Raw genomic sequence first — 15,793 nt, 5'->3', positions numbered from 1 at the left:
CGCAGAGAAGGATTAGGTCTTGCGGCTTTAGAAGCTATGACTTCTGGCTTGCCTTTAATTACTACATATGTTGGTGGAATCAAAGACTATACACAAGATGGTGTTACCGGATGCTGTTTGAGTAATCCATTAGATGTTAAAGCGATGCTTCTCGCTATATTGAAAATGTACAATGACGTTATTTTTTGTGAGCAATGTGCATGTAAAAACGTCTGTATCGCTGAACGTTTTGATGTACATAAAAGCATTTCTTTAACTATGCAGATATACCAGATAATTGAGTGTCACGCATGAACGGGAATTCCTCATTGTTCAGTGTAATAGTGCCTGTCTATAAAACAGAGAAATATTTAGAGCAATGTGTGCAAAGTATCATAGCACAGAGCTTTAAAGATTTTGAACTTATATTGGTAGACGATGGCTCTCCAGATAATTGCCCGCATATTTGTGATAAATATGCAGAAAGTGACTCTAGGATATATGTTATACACAAAATAAATGGTGGATTAGTCAGTGCAAGGCAAGCTGGTGTTGCAATCGCAACCGGCAAATATGTTGTGTGTGTTGATAGTGATGATTGGATTGATAACAACTATTTAGAAAAATTTGCAGAGATAATATATACATATGGAGTAGATATAGTATGTTGTGGCGCCACTTGGATTTATAACAATAGAAAAGTGCAACGCCCTATACCCATGCAAATAGGATTATATGATCAAACAGATATAGAGAAAAAGATATATCCGCAGTTAATAGAAAGTAAGCGAGGTGTATATTTTGCTCCAAGTTTATGGGCGAAAGCATTTCGCCGGACGATTTATCAGCAGCAGCAGTTATTAGTAGATTCCTATGTAAGCGTAGGAGAAGATCACGCTTGCGTTAAACCGTGTATTTACCGTGCTCAGTCGCTATATATACTACCTGATTGTTTATACAATTATCGCCAAAATATGACTTCGATGACGAAAAATAAAAAACCGTTTGATTGGAATGGACCACGAATTATAGGCCAGCATTTTGAACGACAAATAGATATGAATCAATACGATTTTCAATCACAGGTATATAGAAATGTGGTTCATAATTTATTCAATGTATGTGTGTCACAGTTTAATCGAGATGATAAATATACAATAATTGCGCTGGATATAAGAAAACAAATCAGCAGTCCATATTATAGACATGCTATCATAAAAAGCTCATTCAAGCGTTATTGGAAAGGTACTTTTGTGCGCTTTGTTCTTCTATTTAAAATAACAGAGATAATTTGGTTATATCATAAATATATATGTAAAAGGCATTGCTTATGATCTGCACTTCTTATAATAAGCTCATTATTACTAACATAGTTTGTATAGTTTCATTTATACTAATGATTTTGTGGAAATATCTACATACGTATATGTTTGTTCGCTGGGGAGTCCTTATCACATTGGCTATATTTATATTTGAGATTTATCATATATATAGGGTAACTAATACTATATTTCATCCTATTATAATTTTTCTAATGTCATTTTATTGTTTTCAAAATGGCCAACTATTATTGTTAGCCTTAGATATAAATTTTAATACATTTTACATTAATACTTTCCCATTATTGCAAAAAAAAGTTGTTTTATTCAGTTGTCTTAGTAATATCATTGCTGGGCTTGCAGGAGTATGGTGTGTAAGAAAACATAAACTGCAAACATATCAACCACAATCATGCATAGATAGATATCCTGCCTCAATGGTCTTTATCGCTGTATCTGTTGGTGCGATAATAAGCGGCATTATTACCATACCAATACTCTTAATAAAATTCTTTTATTATGGTTTGACTGGAGGGTACTATGCTGTTAGAGCATTTGAACAAAGTCTACCAGCAATTGTGCCATTATTGGAATATTTTTTTGTTGCATTTTGTTTTTTAACTATTATTTTTTCTTCAACAAGTCATATAAGAACTTTAGTTTATATAGTTCTCTTTTGTTGGTTTGTTATAACAGCATTATGTGGCGATAGGACAACCGGTGCTGCCGGGATACTAGTTCTGATATATATTAAATATACGATGAGATCTCGAAAGAATAAAATCATCTTGCCAGTCATAAGTATATTATTGATTTGTTTTATCAGATTTTCTTATATTTTCAGGAATAAATTAGATTGGATGGTATTATTAACTGGACATAATATATTTATATCTTTTTTAACAGAGCTTGGTTTTAGTTGTTTTCCGCTATTTTTGATGATGGATATTGTTCCACGAACGGAACCCTTTCTAATAGGAACGCAATATTTGTCATCTATTCTGGCTGGAATATTTCCCTCTAGTCTTGATTTCAGTGGCTATATAAAGCGTTTGGTATCCAATTGGAATATATATGATGATTGGATAAAGACATATTATGGACAATATACATTTGGTATTGGTTTTTCTTTAAATGCAGAAGCATATATAAATTTTGGATGGTTTGGTATTTGTGCAATATTTATAATTTGTATAATAGTTATAAAAAATTTAACATATAATACAACATTAAATAAAAACAATAGATATAGTTTTTATAAAGTTGTTATGCTTTTATTTATGTGGATCACTCTTCCACGACGTTGTTCGTATTATATATGGAATGCTTTGTTCTGGTATATTTTTATGATGGGATTCTATATCCATAGTTTTGTATACGTTTTATCTTGTATATATGTGCACAAAAAGAAAATATCGCCATTATTTAGAAAATAAGTGTCTAATAGAAATGAGGATAATGAAATGCGCATAATCACAACAACTGGATATTACGCGACAGGATCGAGTGCGATTACCGACTTTTTGTCTGAATTTGATAATTGCAAATCGCTGACCAATTATGAATTTCGTTTTGTTCAAGACCCAGGCGGAATCTCTGATTTGGAATTTGCCTTAGTAGAAAATCATCATAGGCATAATTCTGGTTATGCTCTAAAGCGCTATAAACAATTAGTCGATTTTCTCGCTGGTAATATGTTTATAAAAAAGTATGAATATTTTTTTCATGGACAATGGAAAAAACTTTCTTATGAATATATAGAAGCTCTGACAGATTTTCGGTTCAGGGGATATTGGGCTTATGATGTAAAAGAACGTGGTCTGCTCTTTTATTACAGAAAAAGATTAATTAGCAAATTATTACAGAAAACATTATATAGAAATAATGAAGAAAGGCATTACAATGAGATGCCCAATGAAATTACCTATTGTAGCCGTCCTACTGAAGAATATTTTCTGGATTGTACTAGAAAGTATATAGATAAGCTGTTTTCTAGTGTGAATGAGAAGCATAAGCCTGATGTTATGGTCGATCAGATCGTGGCTTCTTCAAACGTTAATAGGTATATACGGTATTTTAATGATATCAGGGTTTTTGTTGTAGAACGGGACCCAAGAGATTTGTACCTGTTAGCTAGATATAAATGGCATTTATCCATTTTGCCTACAGATCTTGAATTATTTTGTAAATGGTATAAATATACGCGCGCACATAGAAAGGAAGAAAATTACGATCAACGATTTGTAATGTTTTTGTATTTTGAAGATATGATTTACAAATATCAAGAAACATCTCTTAAGATTATGTCGTTTTTGGATTATTCAAGCGATCATCATATAAAGCCACGAACAATGTTTATCCCTGAAATATCCATTAACGGAACAAGACTTTGGAAGACAGATTTAGGTCACAATCATTATCAAGAAATTGCCTATATTGAAAAAGAACTATCTGAATATCTTTATAGGTATTAATGAAGAATAAGGCAGGTGATAATTCTACATGAAAATAGCTATGGTTTTTGATGGACTAGGTTGGGGCGGCATAGAGCGAGTCGGCATAGATTATTGTAAATTGATGCTGGAACTGGGACATGAGGTGGATGTGTATAACTTAAATCCTAGTTTGAACGCGATGGAAGTTGAAATCTCGTCGCTATGTAATGTCAATCATATAGTGTTTACACAACTAATGTCCCCTGAAGTGTACAGCTATGGTACGAAGAGATGGTGGTGGGGAAAATACGCCTACCCTCTATGTTACATTTGTATATCAATTTTTGATTTTATCTATAGAGCATTTTATCGAAATTCAAAAGTTCAATATGATATTGCGATAGCGTTTTCAGGGCACTTCCCTGATTTAACGTTTATAACTAAAGATTTTATTAAAAGTAAGAAGAAACTTTGTTGGCTACACGGCGCTCTATATAAATATATTATTATGACACAAGGGTATTTAAATTTATATACTAAAATCAAAAATCTTGTTGTTTTGGTATCTGATGGAGAAGAAGAAGTTTTCCATTATAATAAATGGCTGCATTTAAATATTACAAAATTATACAATCCGACGTTTATAGCTCAGCGCATAGTGCATCAACAAAAAGTTTTAGAACTAAGAGAAAAATATGGGAATTTTATCTTGATGGTAGCGAGGTTTTCTTATCCACACAAAGACCATCGCACAGTTATCGATGCTATAAAAATATTAAATGAGCAATACCAAAGAGATATTAATGTCGTGTTCGTTGGGAACGGTGAATCTGAAGACACAATGAAGACATATGCACAGCATCAAGGAATAGCATCTAAGATTGTCTTTGCTGGTGCCCAGAGGGATGTTCAAGATTATTATGCAGCTTCTCATATGCTTGTACACGCGAGTGTAGCTGGTGAAGGGTTGCCAACTGTGATGATAGAAGCAATGGCCTATGGTAAGCCTGTCGTAGCAACAGATTCTAAAGTCGGGCCTAGGGAAATCTTAGGTAACGATGAGTTTGGCTTATTATGTAAAATCAAAGATCCTTATGATATGGCTGAAAAAATCAATAAATTACTATCATCAGAATTATTATATAAACACTACGTTATGCAAGGATATCTTAGGATAAATTCTTTCAAACCAGAAACTATAAAAACTCAATTAGATAAATTATTAATAACTACTATGGATATCGCATAAGCATAAGATGAATTGCCATGTTACGCGTTTGTGACGCATTGTTTATTGTGTGGTAAGAAGGAGACAAAATGATTATTGGAGTGTGCGGTTTTGGGTATACGGGGTCAGGGGCTGTTATTGACTTGCTGAAAGAATATTGCGATGTTCAAGTGTTAGACTACGAAGAATTTGGTATTGCATATAGACCAGATGGTCTTGAAGATTTAAAATACCACTTATTTTCTCCTTCACGTTATATGGCATGTGATGTCGCAATATCACGTTTCCTGCAGTTCATAGATTATACTTTTCGTCCAACATCAAGATATGGTAATGTTTCTACTCAGATACATGAATTAACAAAAGAATATATTGCTTCTATAGTTCAAGTCCAATGGAAAGGATGTTGGTCATGGGATGTCTATAATTCGACTTCTATAGAGAAAATATTTAAATGGCATATATTACCATCAATAGATAAAATACTGAATCACTGTTGTGATACATATATTTCGAAGTTTTTTACTCGGCAAATGTATCTTTCTAGCTGTCCACAATTTTTTGATGAATTAACCAGAAAATATGTGACATCAATTTTAGCTATTTTAGGATATGATGATAAAAAGATGCTTGTTATAAATCAGGCGTTCTCAGCTGATAATCCTTTAAAGAGTTTTGCTTTTTTCGAATCACCGAAGGCCATTGTTGTGGACAAAGATCCACGTGATTTATATTTTTTATGCAAGAAAGAATTAATAGCAGACTGTATGTGGGTGCCAACTGATAATGTTGATGATTTTATTGATTACTATGCTTGTATGCGTCATGATTATTATTATTTAAACGCCCCCAATATCTTATTGATCAATTTTGAGTCTTTAATATATGAGTATGAATCTACAATAAATAAAATAGAATCTTTTATCGGGCTTAAATCGCAACAACATATATTGCCCAAACATTATTTTGTACCTAATATCTCAGAAAACAATACACAGTTGTTTAGAAAATATAAAGACTATAAAAATGATATAGAAAAAATAAAACAGAGGCTTCAGCGATTTCTATATCCATATAACAAATATGCTTCTAAAACGACATGGGGGAAAGCGTTTTAGTTCCAATGAAAGGTCTGTGTATGTTACGCTTTGGCCTTCCTAAGGCAGTCATTGCTTCTTTTGCATTTCTTATAATGCGTGTAATAGAAAAGAGTTTGATATTTATCACAAGCCCTATTTACACGCGTATGCTTTCTCAGGACGAATATGGACAAGTTTCCGTGTTCCTATCTTGGCAAAGTATGCTCGGTATAGTAGCCATGTTTTGTTTATCGTATGGTGTCTTTAATAACGGCATGATAGATTATGAGCAAGATAGAGATGTCTACTCATTTTCCATGCTCATTTTGTCGAACGTTATTACTCTAGTATGTGGGATTATTTTATTCTTAACGTATCCTTATATCCAACCAGTTCTTGGAATAGATATACCACTGCTAAGCTTAATGTTTTTTATATTCCTCACACAGCCTGCCTTTAATTTCTGGATGTCCCGTCAAAGATTTGAGTATAAGTATAAGGCTATGTCTGTAATAGTTATCATGTCGGCGATATTGTCTTCTGTTTCTGCAATTGCGCTCATACAGTATTGGCCTGGGCACGGAGTATATGCACGCTTATTTGGCGGATTCAGTATCTTTATTATAGTATATTGCTTTTTCTATGTTTATATTGCGTTTAAAGCAAAATGGCATCTTAATATTAACTACTGGAAAGGTGCGTTGCTGTTTAATCTTCCCCTTATACCGCACTATCTTTCTGGGCATATACTGAATAACTCAAACCGTATAATTATTGCTTCTCTTGTTGGGAATGCAGCTGCTGCTAAGTACAGTCTTGCATATACTATAGGGCTGGCTGTGACGATCGTATGGAGTTCAATAAATTCCTCTTTGATTCCATATACATATGAAAAATGCAGAAATAGGGACTTTGTTTCATTAGCCTCCACAACAAATGCAATAGTGCTTCTTTACAGCATAGCATGCGGCATCTTGATATTGTTCGCCCCAGAAATGCTTATGATAATGGCTCCATCTAGTTATGCTGAATGCGTTTATATAATTCCTCCAATAGTCGGCGGAGTTTTCTTTATGTCGATGTACTTTATTTTTGCTAACGTAATTTATTATTATAAACGGCCTAAATATGTCATGTATGCCAGCGTTACATCGGCTGTTTTAAATATTTGGCTGAACTATATACTGATACCTCAGTATGGCTATTTCGCTGCCGGTTATACTACGTTAGCCTGCTTTATTCTTCAGTCTGTTCTTGACTATTATGCTATGAGAAAAGTGACCGGCATAAGTATTTACAATATGCGTTTTTTGCTGATGTTAGGTATATGTGTCCTATGTGTCTCCTTACTCTCCAGTTTTCTTTATTACAACGATTTTATGCGATATGCACTGATAGCAGCTTTATGCATTGCATTATGCATATTTAGAAAAAAAGTAATGTCGGTGATATTGAAACTTCGTGTATCGCGTTGATTGGTTCGCCGATCGTAATAACGTAAAAAATAAAATGACAAGGAGCAGATATAATGAAAGCGTTGATATTGAATTCCGGAATAGGTAAGCGCATGGGAATACTCACGAGCGAGCAGCCTAAATGTATGACGGAGATTTCACATACCGAGACTATTCTCAGCCGTCAATTGAAACAACTGGCTGAGATTGGTATAACGGATGTCGTTATGACTACGGGGCCGTACAGCGATGTTCTTATGGAATATTGCCGTTCTCTTGACCTACCGCTGCGGATCAGCTTCATCAACAACCCAGATTATGCTAAAACCAACTATATTTATTCCATTTATTGCGCGAGAAGTTATCTCAAAGACGACGATATACTTCTTATGCATGGCGACCTAGTTTTTGAAAATCATGTGCTGGATATGGTTCTAGACTCTCAGGACAGTTGTATGGCGGTCTCATCTTGTCTTGAACTTCCGGAAAAAGATTTCAAGGCGGTAATCAGCGATGGGCGTATTATGAAGGTGGGGGTTGAATTTTTCGATTCAGCCGTGACAGCGCAGCCTTTATATAAGCTTTTGCATAAAGATTGGATAAAGTGGCTTGATGAGATAGAGCGTTTCTGTGAGAACGGGCAAACTCAATGCTATGCAGAGAATGCTTTGAATGCCGTCTCTGCTGAGTGCCATATTAAACCGGTTGATTTCCGAGATGCCTTATGTGCTGAAATAGATACGCCGGAAGATCTTGCCGTAGTTTCTTCAAGGCTTCATGACGTTGAGAATCGTACTGTGTATATGTGCTTTTCGACCGATATGATTCATAGCGGGCATATATCAATAATACGCAAGGCCCAGCGGCTTGGAAGGCTTATCGTCGGTGTGCTATCTGACGAAGCTGTCGCAAGCTACAAACGTTTCCCGCTGGTGCCATTTGAAGAACGCAAAGCTCTGTTCGAAAATATTGCTGGCGTTTATAAAGTTGTAGAGCAAAAAGCACTCAGTTACGCCGATATCTTAAAGACACTAAGGCCAGCTTACGTAGTTCATGGTGACGACTGGAGGCAAGGCTTTCAAAAACCTATACGTGACGAAGTCGTTTCTATACTTGCAGAATACGGCGGAAGGTTAGTGGAATTTCCATACTCTCAAGATAAACGTTATGCAGAAATAGAACGGGATTTCAGCAACCAGCTAGCTCTGCCAGATATGCGCCGAGCGCGTCTTCGCAGACTTTTAGCGATTAAGCCATTAGTCCGTATCATCGAAGCACACAGCGGCATTACAGGATTGATAGCAGAGAAAACTGTGGTCTATCAGGACGGTAAATCATATCAGTTTGATGGAATGTGGGTTTCGTCCCTTTGTGATTCTACTGCAAAAGGCAAGCCGGATATTGAACTTGTAGACATGTCAAGCCGTCTGCGGACGATAGATGATATTATGGAGGTTACTACTAAGCCCATTATTCTAGATGGAGATACCGGCGGACTTATAGAGCATTTTGTATATAACGTAAGGACTCTGGAAAGAATGGGAGTCTCAGCTGTAATAATAGAAGATAAAACCGGATTGAAGAAGAATTCGCTCTTCGGAACTGAAGTGGAGCAGACGCAAGACAGCATAGAGCATTTTTCTGAGAAAATAGCGGCCGGTAAAAGGGCTCAGAAGACAAAAGATTTTATGATAATTGCTCGCATAGAGAGTCTTATTCTGGAACGCGGAATGGACGACGCATTAACTCGCGCTCATGCGTTTGCTTCTGCCGGAGCCGATGCAATTATGATCCACAGCCGTAAAAAAGATCCTGCCGAAGTCTTTGAATTCTTACAAAAGTTCCGTGCTTCGGATTCAATTACCCCTGTTGTCGTAGTACCGACTTCGTATAATACGGTGACGGAAGATGAATTTGCGGAACGCGGAGCCAATATAGTAATATACGCTAATCAGCTGACAAGAAGCGGTTTCCCTGCAATGCAAAAAGTCGCCCAAACTATACTTGCTAACCACAGGGCTAAAGAAGCCGACGATATGTGTATGCCGATTAAAGAAATATTGACGCTTATACCGGAGGAGTAGACTGTGAAACAGAGGATACTTAACGGTACAGATATTAGGGCACAAATCCCATCTATCTTAGAGGATATTGGCGCTGCAAGGCCGTTACTTATATGCGGACATGTCGCAGATGAGCATGAGCTTGATAAAATATTCTCTGATGCAAACATTCCATTTGCGTATTTTAGAGGTTATACCTCAAATCCGTTATATGAGGATGTTTGTCATGCGGTGGAAGTATTTAATAACGGAGGATTTGATTCGCTCATAGCTGTCGGCGGAGGCAGCGCTATTGATGTGGCGAAATGCATAAAGCTGTTCTGTAAAATGGATAATACGAAAAATTATATCCAGCAAGAATATAAAGAAAACGATCTTCCTCTGATAGCGATTCCTACGACAGCAGGTACTGGCAGCGAGTCTACACGGTTTGCGGTGATTTATTACAATGGAGAAAAACAGTCAATAACACACGATAGTATCCTGCCAAATATAGCTTTACTTGATGCAAGGTTTTTGAAAACGTTACCTGTTTATCAGAAGAAATGCACCATGTTGGACGCACTGTGCCAGGGGATAGAATCATGGTGGTCTGTCAATTCAACTGAAGAAAGCAAGGAATATTCCCGCATCGCTGTAGAGCTGATATTTAGAAATATGAAAGCATATATTGACGGCGGGAATGAGTATGGACATGCAGCCGGACAAATAATGTCGGCGTCAAATTATGCCGGGCGTGCTATCAACATCACGCAGACTACGGCTCCACATGCAATGAGCTATAAATTAACGTCGATTTATAATATTCCCCATGGGCATGCTGTTGCAATATGTCTGCCTAAAGTATGGCGTTATATGTTAGTGAATAAAACTAATACTGTAGATCCAAGAGGTGTGGAGTATCTCAGATCTATATTCAATGACATTGCATCATCTTTAGATTGCGATTCTGCAGAACAGGCAGTTGAATGGTTTGAAGAACTTTTATCATCGCTCAATATAACATATCCGCATGGAGATGAGATGGAAATAGAGGCTCTATCGCAATCAGTAAATCCTGTTAGATTAAAAAATAATCCTGTTGGCATATCTCATAATGCATTTAGAATGTTGTATAAACAAATAGTGAGGGTGAATTAGGAAATGAATTTATCGTTTTTAAAAGACTACGACTTTTTTACAGGCGTCCCAGATTCACAGCTGAAACCGCTTTGCAGTTATCTTATAAATGAATATGGAATATCAGATAAACATATCATTGCGGCAAACGAGGGCAATGCTGTCGGTCTTGCAGCCGGATATTATCTTGCGACTGGCAAAACTCCGGTAGTGTATCTTCAGAACAGCGGAATAGGAAATATAGTGAATCCTGTTGCGTCTTTATTAAATGAAAAAGTATACGGCATTCCATGCATATTCATTATTGGATGGCGTGGGGAACCGGGGGTACATGACGAACCTCAGCATATGTTTCAGGGAGAGATTACGTTAAAGTTATTGTCAGACTTAGGCATATCATCATTTGTTATCAATAAGCATACAACAGAGGATGAACTTATAAGACATATGAAAGAAGTTTTTTCTCCATTGCTCGCTTCCGGTAAAAGCGTTGCGTTTGTTGTAAAAAAGGGTGCGCTGGATTTTGATGGTAAGGCTGAATATAAAAATACAAACACCATGTTGAGAGAAAAAATCATTGAGCATATTGTTAATGCTGCCGGTAATGATTTAATAGTCTCAACAACGGGGAAAGCTTCACGAGAACTGTTCGAAATACGAGAGGCTAAGCACCAGGGGCATGAACATGATTTTCTGACAGTAGGCTCAATGGGACACAGCTCATCCATCGCTCTTGGAATTGCTCTCAAAAGACCAGAAAGAAAAGTTTGGTGTATCGATGGAGATGGCGCTGTACTTATGCATATGGGGGCAATGGCGGTAATAGGGGCAAACAAACCTAACAATATGGTCCATGTCGTCATTAATAATAATGCGCACGAGAGCGTTGGTGGAATGCCTACCGTCGCCGGTGCGATAGATCTGATAAAAATAGCTGAAGGGTGCGGGTATCCATTCTGCAAAATAGTGAGTAGTTATGATGAACTCGATGCTGCACTTGAAGAAGCTAAAAAAGCTGAAAAGTTGGCATTTATAGAGGCTAAGGCTGCTATCGGAGCTCGGGCTGATCTTGGGCGGCCAACGACAAGCCCGGCTGAAAATATGAGGGCTTTTATGCAAAATATCCGATGCTAGCGTCTCGACAAAAATCATCAGCGTAGTAAAAGTTACACACTATACTGCCGCATACTTTTAGATACATGCGAATAGGAAACGGTTTAGAATCATTAATATTACCTATTTTTGCTTATAGCTTCGATGACAGAAAATGGTATATAGTCTTAAAAACGACAAGTCTTTATTAATAAGATTTGTCGTTTTGTGTGCGGATGCCATGGAAAAATGCCGGAACTTGATCTGGCATCGCTTGACGACATCAGAGACCATAATCTGAAATTCCGATAGATTACGGCCTTGTTGCCTCGCATAACGGCATCAAGCAGATATATGTGCTTAAGTGGCTGACCGAACAAGTGTCGCAACAGAGAAACTCGCCGATATTGCGCAATGAAAATGCACTGGATTCGGCAGTATCGGGCATAAAAATAAAAGGTATCATGACTATTGCGTCACGTATGGTGATAAGTCGAATGTGGAGAACATTCAGCGCTCGGCATAGTCAATTGTCAAATTACTACCGCTAATTTTTCAGCGCTGTCGGAGGCGCCACGAACACGCCGTCCGGGCGCTTATATGCGGCGTTTGCCATGCCGCAGATGACGCATAGGACGGACGGCGGCTTGCTGCCCGGAGATTCCGCAGTTTGCTTTTGTATTTTAAGCAGGCTCGCGGCAGCCGCGTCGATTTGGTTGGCGCCAAGTTTGATTTCAAAGGCGCACCAGTTCCCGTCCGGCATTTCTATGACGGCGTCGATCTCGTTGTTTTTATAGTCCTGATAATGGTAGAGACTGCCGCCGAAAGATTCCGCGTAAATGCGCAGGTCGCGCTCACACAGCGCCTCGAATAAAAAGCCCAGAGTTTCAAGGTCGTTCAATAACCCATCCGGCGTCGCTTTCAGCAAAGCACAGGCAAGAGACGGGTCTGCGAGATGTCTTTTTTCGGATTGCTTGACGCGGACTGACGAGCGGATGTTAGACGCGAACGGCGGCTGATTGTCAGTGATGAACAGTCTTTTTAGTATATCGAGATAAGAGGCGACCGTATCGGCGTCTATATCTTCGTCGTCAATCGCTTTTATGTCTCGAACAAGAGTTTTATTGCTTACGGTCGTGCTTTCGTTGCGCGCGAGCGAACGCAGCAGCAAACGCATTTTTGACGTATCCCGCCGCACTCCGTCTATACGATAAACGTCGTCGTCGATTACGGCGTTGAGGTATTCGGATGGAAGCAGCGCAGCCTGCTCCAAAAGCAACCCCAAGCTGCCGGGCCAGCCTCCGCGTATAATCAGCTTTATCAGTTCTCTGAGATCTACAGTTCCCGTCATGGACGGCGTGATTTCGCCGCTGCAAAGCTTTTCAAGCGACACGCATCCACTTGAATCTCCGGATTCGTAAAGCGACATCGGGCGCATTCGCAGCCGTCCGATACGTCCCGCGCCGCTGTGCAAAATCCCCTTGTGGTTTGGCGTGGCTGAGCCTGTGAGGATAAATTGCCCCCTTTGATGCGTTTCGTCGACTTTATAACGAACCGCGTCCCACAGTGGCGGCACCTCCTGCCACTCGTCGATCAGCCTGGGAGTTTCGCCCTCAAGTACCAGCTCGGGCGCGATCTCGGCTAAATGCCGGTTCTGAAAGTTCCCAGCCGGATCGCCGATATAAATCTCACTATTGCAGTGATATGATGACGTCCATGTCTTGCCGCACCATTTCGGCCCTTCGATACAGACGGCTCCAAAAGCTGCGAGGTATTCGTCGACTTTCTTATCGATTATGCGTTCTTTATATTCCTGACGCTTCATTCGGCTCTCACATCCGGCATTTTTTATAATTTCATTCGGTCATATTTTATATCACTAACCTGACATAATTATATATTATATTCCGTTCTTTGGTGAATCACCAATGCGCACAATAAACGACATCTATAAACGCATCATAGGGCGTTCAGCTTATTGGCCGCGTCCTGCAATATATTCTGCGCAAAATGGGCATAGCGTAACGTCATGGATATCGTTTCATGCGTCATAAGCTTCTGGACTTGTTCGAGCGGCACGCCATTCATAACGAGCTGAGAAGCGAAGTCGTGTCTTAGGTCGTGCCACCTGAAGTCCGTTATTTGCGCTCGCCTCAAAACAGAAAGCCAAGATCTTTTTATTTCTGTCAGTGGAGCACCGATTTTGCCATATCTGATGACATAGTCGCTTGGCTTAACGTTTCTCCACTCTTTTTCTGAATATTGTTTCCAGCTTTTCAAGGAGTTTACGACACGATCAGACAACGGAAGATCGTAATCTTTTACAGATTTTGACTACATCGGAGATAAGTGCATCGTCCACTTGCCGTTTGTGTGTTCGGTCAGGTCACCCTATGTCATAAGCCAGCAGGGCGTTCTGACGTATGCCGGTGTAGTTGGAGACGATGACCGCCGTCTTAAGATAGTCGATTCCGCGCTCTTTTTCTCGTTCGTCCAATGCTCGGTACAGTCGTTCGCGCTCTTCGGGAGTAAGATAGCGTACACGTTTTGTGCTGTCCTTTTCTTGCAGCTTATAATTTTCCGGTGGTTGATATCTGTCAGAAATTAGTTTATTTTTTATGCCCCAGTTCCACATGACGCAAAAATGGCGCAGCCTTCCGTTGATCGTTATTTCTCTATTTCTGCGTGCAGATTTAGCGAAAGTGACGTATTGCTGGATAACGGAATAGTCGATCTGAGAAAAATGTTTGTCGAAGAATCCAGTAAAAAGCCGCATCGCGTCAATCTGACCTATTGTTTTCGAACCGTTCTTTAACGGCGGAATGATACTGTCATCATCCGGCATCAGATAAGCTTTATAAGCGTTACGCACATCGCGCACGGTAGGATCTTTCACAACTTCGATTTTCGGGCGGTCATTTGGCCCCGGTTTAAACTTTTTTTGCGGATCGCTCCCTCGCGCGGCCGTACCTTTCCACATTTGCGCCAGCCCTCGTGCTTCTTGCAGCGACGATCCGCCATCCGCTATTTTTATCTCTCTTTTCTTGCCGTTTGGATCCTTGTACAGCAGATAGTACGATTTCACCCCGGAGGGCTGTACGAGCAAATAAAGCCCTCCTTCATCCCACAATTTATATTTCGTATCGCGCGGCTTAGCTTTGTTGACATCGCTTTGTCTTAATTTCGCCATATTACGCCTCTTTTATAATATAATAGACTAGATTTTATATATTCCTTATATAGTTTTATGTCAATTTCAACCCCACTTAAAACCCACCCAAAATTACATTATAGTGTTTGCAAGTTTTTTATAGATTATTTTTGATATGTCTATAAATCAGCTAATATCAACATTTTCGCCGGCTCCAGAAAATACAGACTCCCCGAGAAATGCTTCGGGGAGTTTTTTTGTTACAATAGCTCAGTTCAAACGCCTGTGACGGCGCATATTGGGGGAGTTTCCGATGAAAATCGCGTTACGAGTGGAATTTTATATTTTTGACAAATTTACGGCAAACGCCGAAAGAGGCGCATGGTCATGACCGCAGAGGTGGTCGCGGCGCTCATACGCGACGGGGGCAGATTTATGATATGCAGGCGTCCCGCGCACAAGGCGCGCGGGACGCTGTGGGAGTTTCCCGGCGGCAAGGTCGAGCCCGGCGAGACGAAGGAACAGGCTCTCGCGCGGGAATGCCGCGAGGAGCTCGGCGTCGGCCTCACCGTAGGCACTCTTTTCGCTGAAACGTCGCACAGCTATACAGATCTGACCGTCCATCTTATGCTCTTCAACGCCGAGATAATCAAGGGCGAGCCGCGCGCGCTCGAACACAGCGACATAAAATGGATAACGGCGAAAGAGATATCTCAATACGACTTTTGTCCGGCAGACGTGTCCTTTCTGGAAAAGCTGCGAGACGAAGACGCTTCGCGCGAAGAGTAGACATCCGTTCAGCGCAGGCGCGCAATGACGAGGGCAGCCGCGTTCGGGGATAGACGACTGTCGCGGCTGCCTTTTCGTATTTTTT

13 protein-coding genes are annotated in these 15,793 nt (G+C 39.5%); 11 read left to right on the top strand and 2 right to left on the bottom strand.

The features are described 5' to 3' along the window. The 10 genes from B5F39_RS14425 to aepY all read left to right on the top strand — a co-directional run. Positions 1-294, top strand: a 294-nt coding sequence (locus B5F39_RS14425) for a glycosyltransferase (protein ID WP_143330690.1), incomplete at its 5' end; no start/stop codon positions are given. Positions 295-323: 29 nt separating this feature from the next. Beyond that, entirely contained in the window at positions 324-1,313 is a 990-nt protein-coding gene (locus B5F39_RS07710; protein WP_239391169.1) for a glycosyltransferase family 2 protein, read from the top strand. After that, complete coding sequence (gene wzy, locus B5F39_RS07705; protein ID WP_087365582.1) at positions 1,310-2,734, top strand: O-antigen polysaccharide polymerase Wzy; 1,425 nt, start codon at positions 1,310-1,312, stop codon at positions 2,732-2,734. Before B5F39_RS07710 ends, wzy begins: the two co-directional genes overlap by 4 nt. A gap of 27 nt (positions 2,735-2,761) precedes the next feature. Next, the gene (locus B5F39_RS07700; protein ID WP_087365581.1) at positions 2,762-3,772 is read left to right on the top strand and encodes a hypothetical protein; all 1,011 of its coding nucleotides are present in this window, start codon (positions 2,762-2,764) and stop codon (positions 3,770-3,772) included. Between the two features lie 28 nt (positions 3,773-3,800). Beyond that, positions 3,801-4,982, top strand: coding sequence for a glycosyltransferase (locus B5F39_RS07695; protein WP_087365579.1), 1,182 nt, complete (start codon positions 3,801-3,803; stop codon positions 4,980-4,982). Between the two features lie 68 nt (positions 4,983-5,050). Next, on the top strand, positions 5,051-6,079 hold the full coding sequence (locus B5F39_RS14040; protein WP_143330689.1) for a hypothetical protein: 1,029 nt from the start codon (positions 5,051-5,053) through the stop codon (positions 6,077-6,079). 5 nt (positions 6,080-6,084) lie between these two features. Beyond that, on the top strand, positions 6,085-7,515 hold the full coding sequence (locus B5F39_RS07690; protein ID WP_158095982.1) for an oligosaccharide flippase family protein: 1,431 nt from the start codon (positions 6,085-6,087) through the stop codon (positions 7,513-7,515). Between the two features lie 53 nt (positions 7,516-7,568). Further along, positions 7,569-9,578 carry a phosphoenolpyruvate mutase gene (gene aepX / locus B5F39_RS14590; RefSeq protein WP_087365575.1) on the top strand — a complete coding sequence of 670 codons (2,010 nt, stop codon included), beginning with the start codon at positions 7,569-7,571 and terminating at the stop codon, positions 9,576-9,578. Between the two features lie 3 nt (positions 9,579-9,581). Continuing rightward, a complete protein-coding gene (locus B5F39_RS07680) occupies positions 9,582-10,697 on the top strand; it encodes a phosphonoacetaldehyde reductase (RefSeq protein ID WP_087365573.1) in 1,116 nt (371 codons plus the stop codon). Between the two features lie 3 nt (positions 10,698-10,700). Next, the gene (aepY, locus tag B5F39_RS07675) at positions 10,701-11,810 is read left to right on the top strand and encodes a phosphonopyruvate decarboxylase (RefSeq protein WP_087365571.1); all 1,110 of its coding nucleotides are present in this window, start codon (positions 10,701-10,703) and stop codon (positions 11,808-11,810) included. Positions 11,811-12,315: 505 nt separating this feature from the next. On the opposite strand, the gene B5F39_RS07670 is transcribed toward aepY, so the two are convergent. Both B5F39_RS07670 and B5F39_RS07660 read right to left on the bottom strand, forming a co-directional pair. Beyond that, positions 12,316-13,593 carry a DUF4143 domain-containing protein gene (locus tag B5F39_RS07670; RefSeq protein WP_087365569.1) on the bottom strand — a complete coding sequence of 426 codons (1,278 nt, stop codon included), beginning with the start codon at positions 13,591-13,593 and terminating at the stop codon, positions 12,316-12,318. A gap of 561 nt (positions 13,594-14,154) precedes the next feature. Next, positions 14,155-14,958 (bottom strand): integrase arm-type DNA-binding domain-containing protein, encoded by an 804-nt coding sequence (locus tag B5F39_RS07660; RefSeq protein WP_087365565.1) that lies wholly within the window; start codon positions 14,956-14,958, stop codon positions 14,155-14,157. Between the two features lie 348 nt (positions 14,959-15,306). On the opposite strand from B5F39_RS07660, the gene B5F39_RS07655 reads away from it, so the two are divergent. Continuing rightward, entirely contained in the window at positions 15,307-15,708 is a 402-nt protein-coding gene (locus B5F39_RS07655) for a (deoxy)nucleoside triphosphate pyrophosphohydrolase (protein ID WP_087365564.1), read from the top strand. Positions 15,709-15,793: the final 85 nt, after the last annotated feature.

The sequence above is a fragment of the Cloacibacillus sp. An23 genome, assembly GCF_002159945.1.
Taxonomy (GTDB): Bacteria; Synergistota; Synergistia; order Synergistales; family Synergistaceae; genus Caccocola.
Note: the sequence above shows the minus strand (reverse complement) of the source record. Positions and strands in the feature narration are given on the sequence as shown.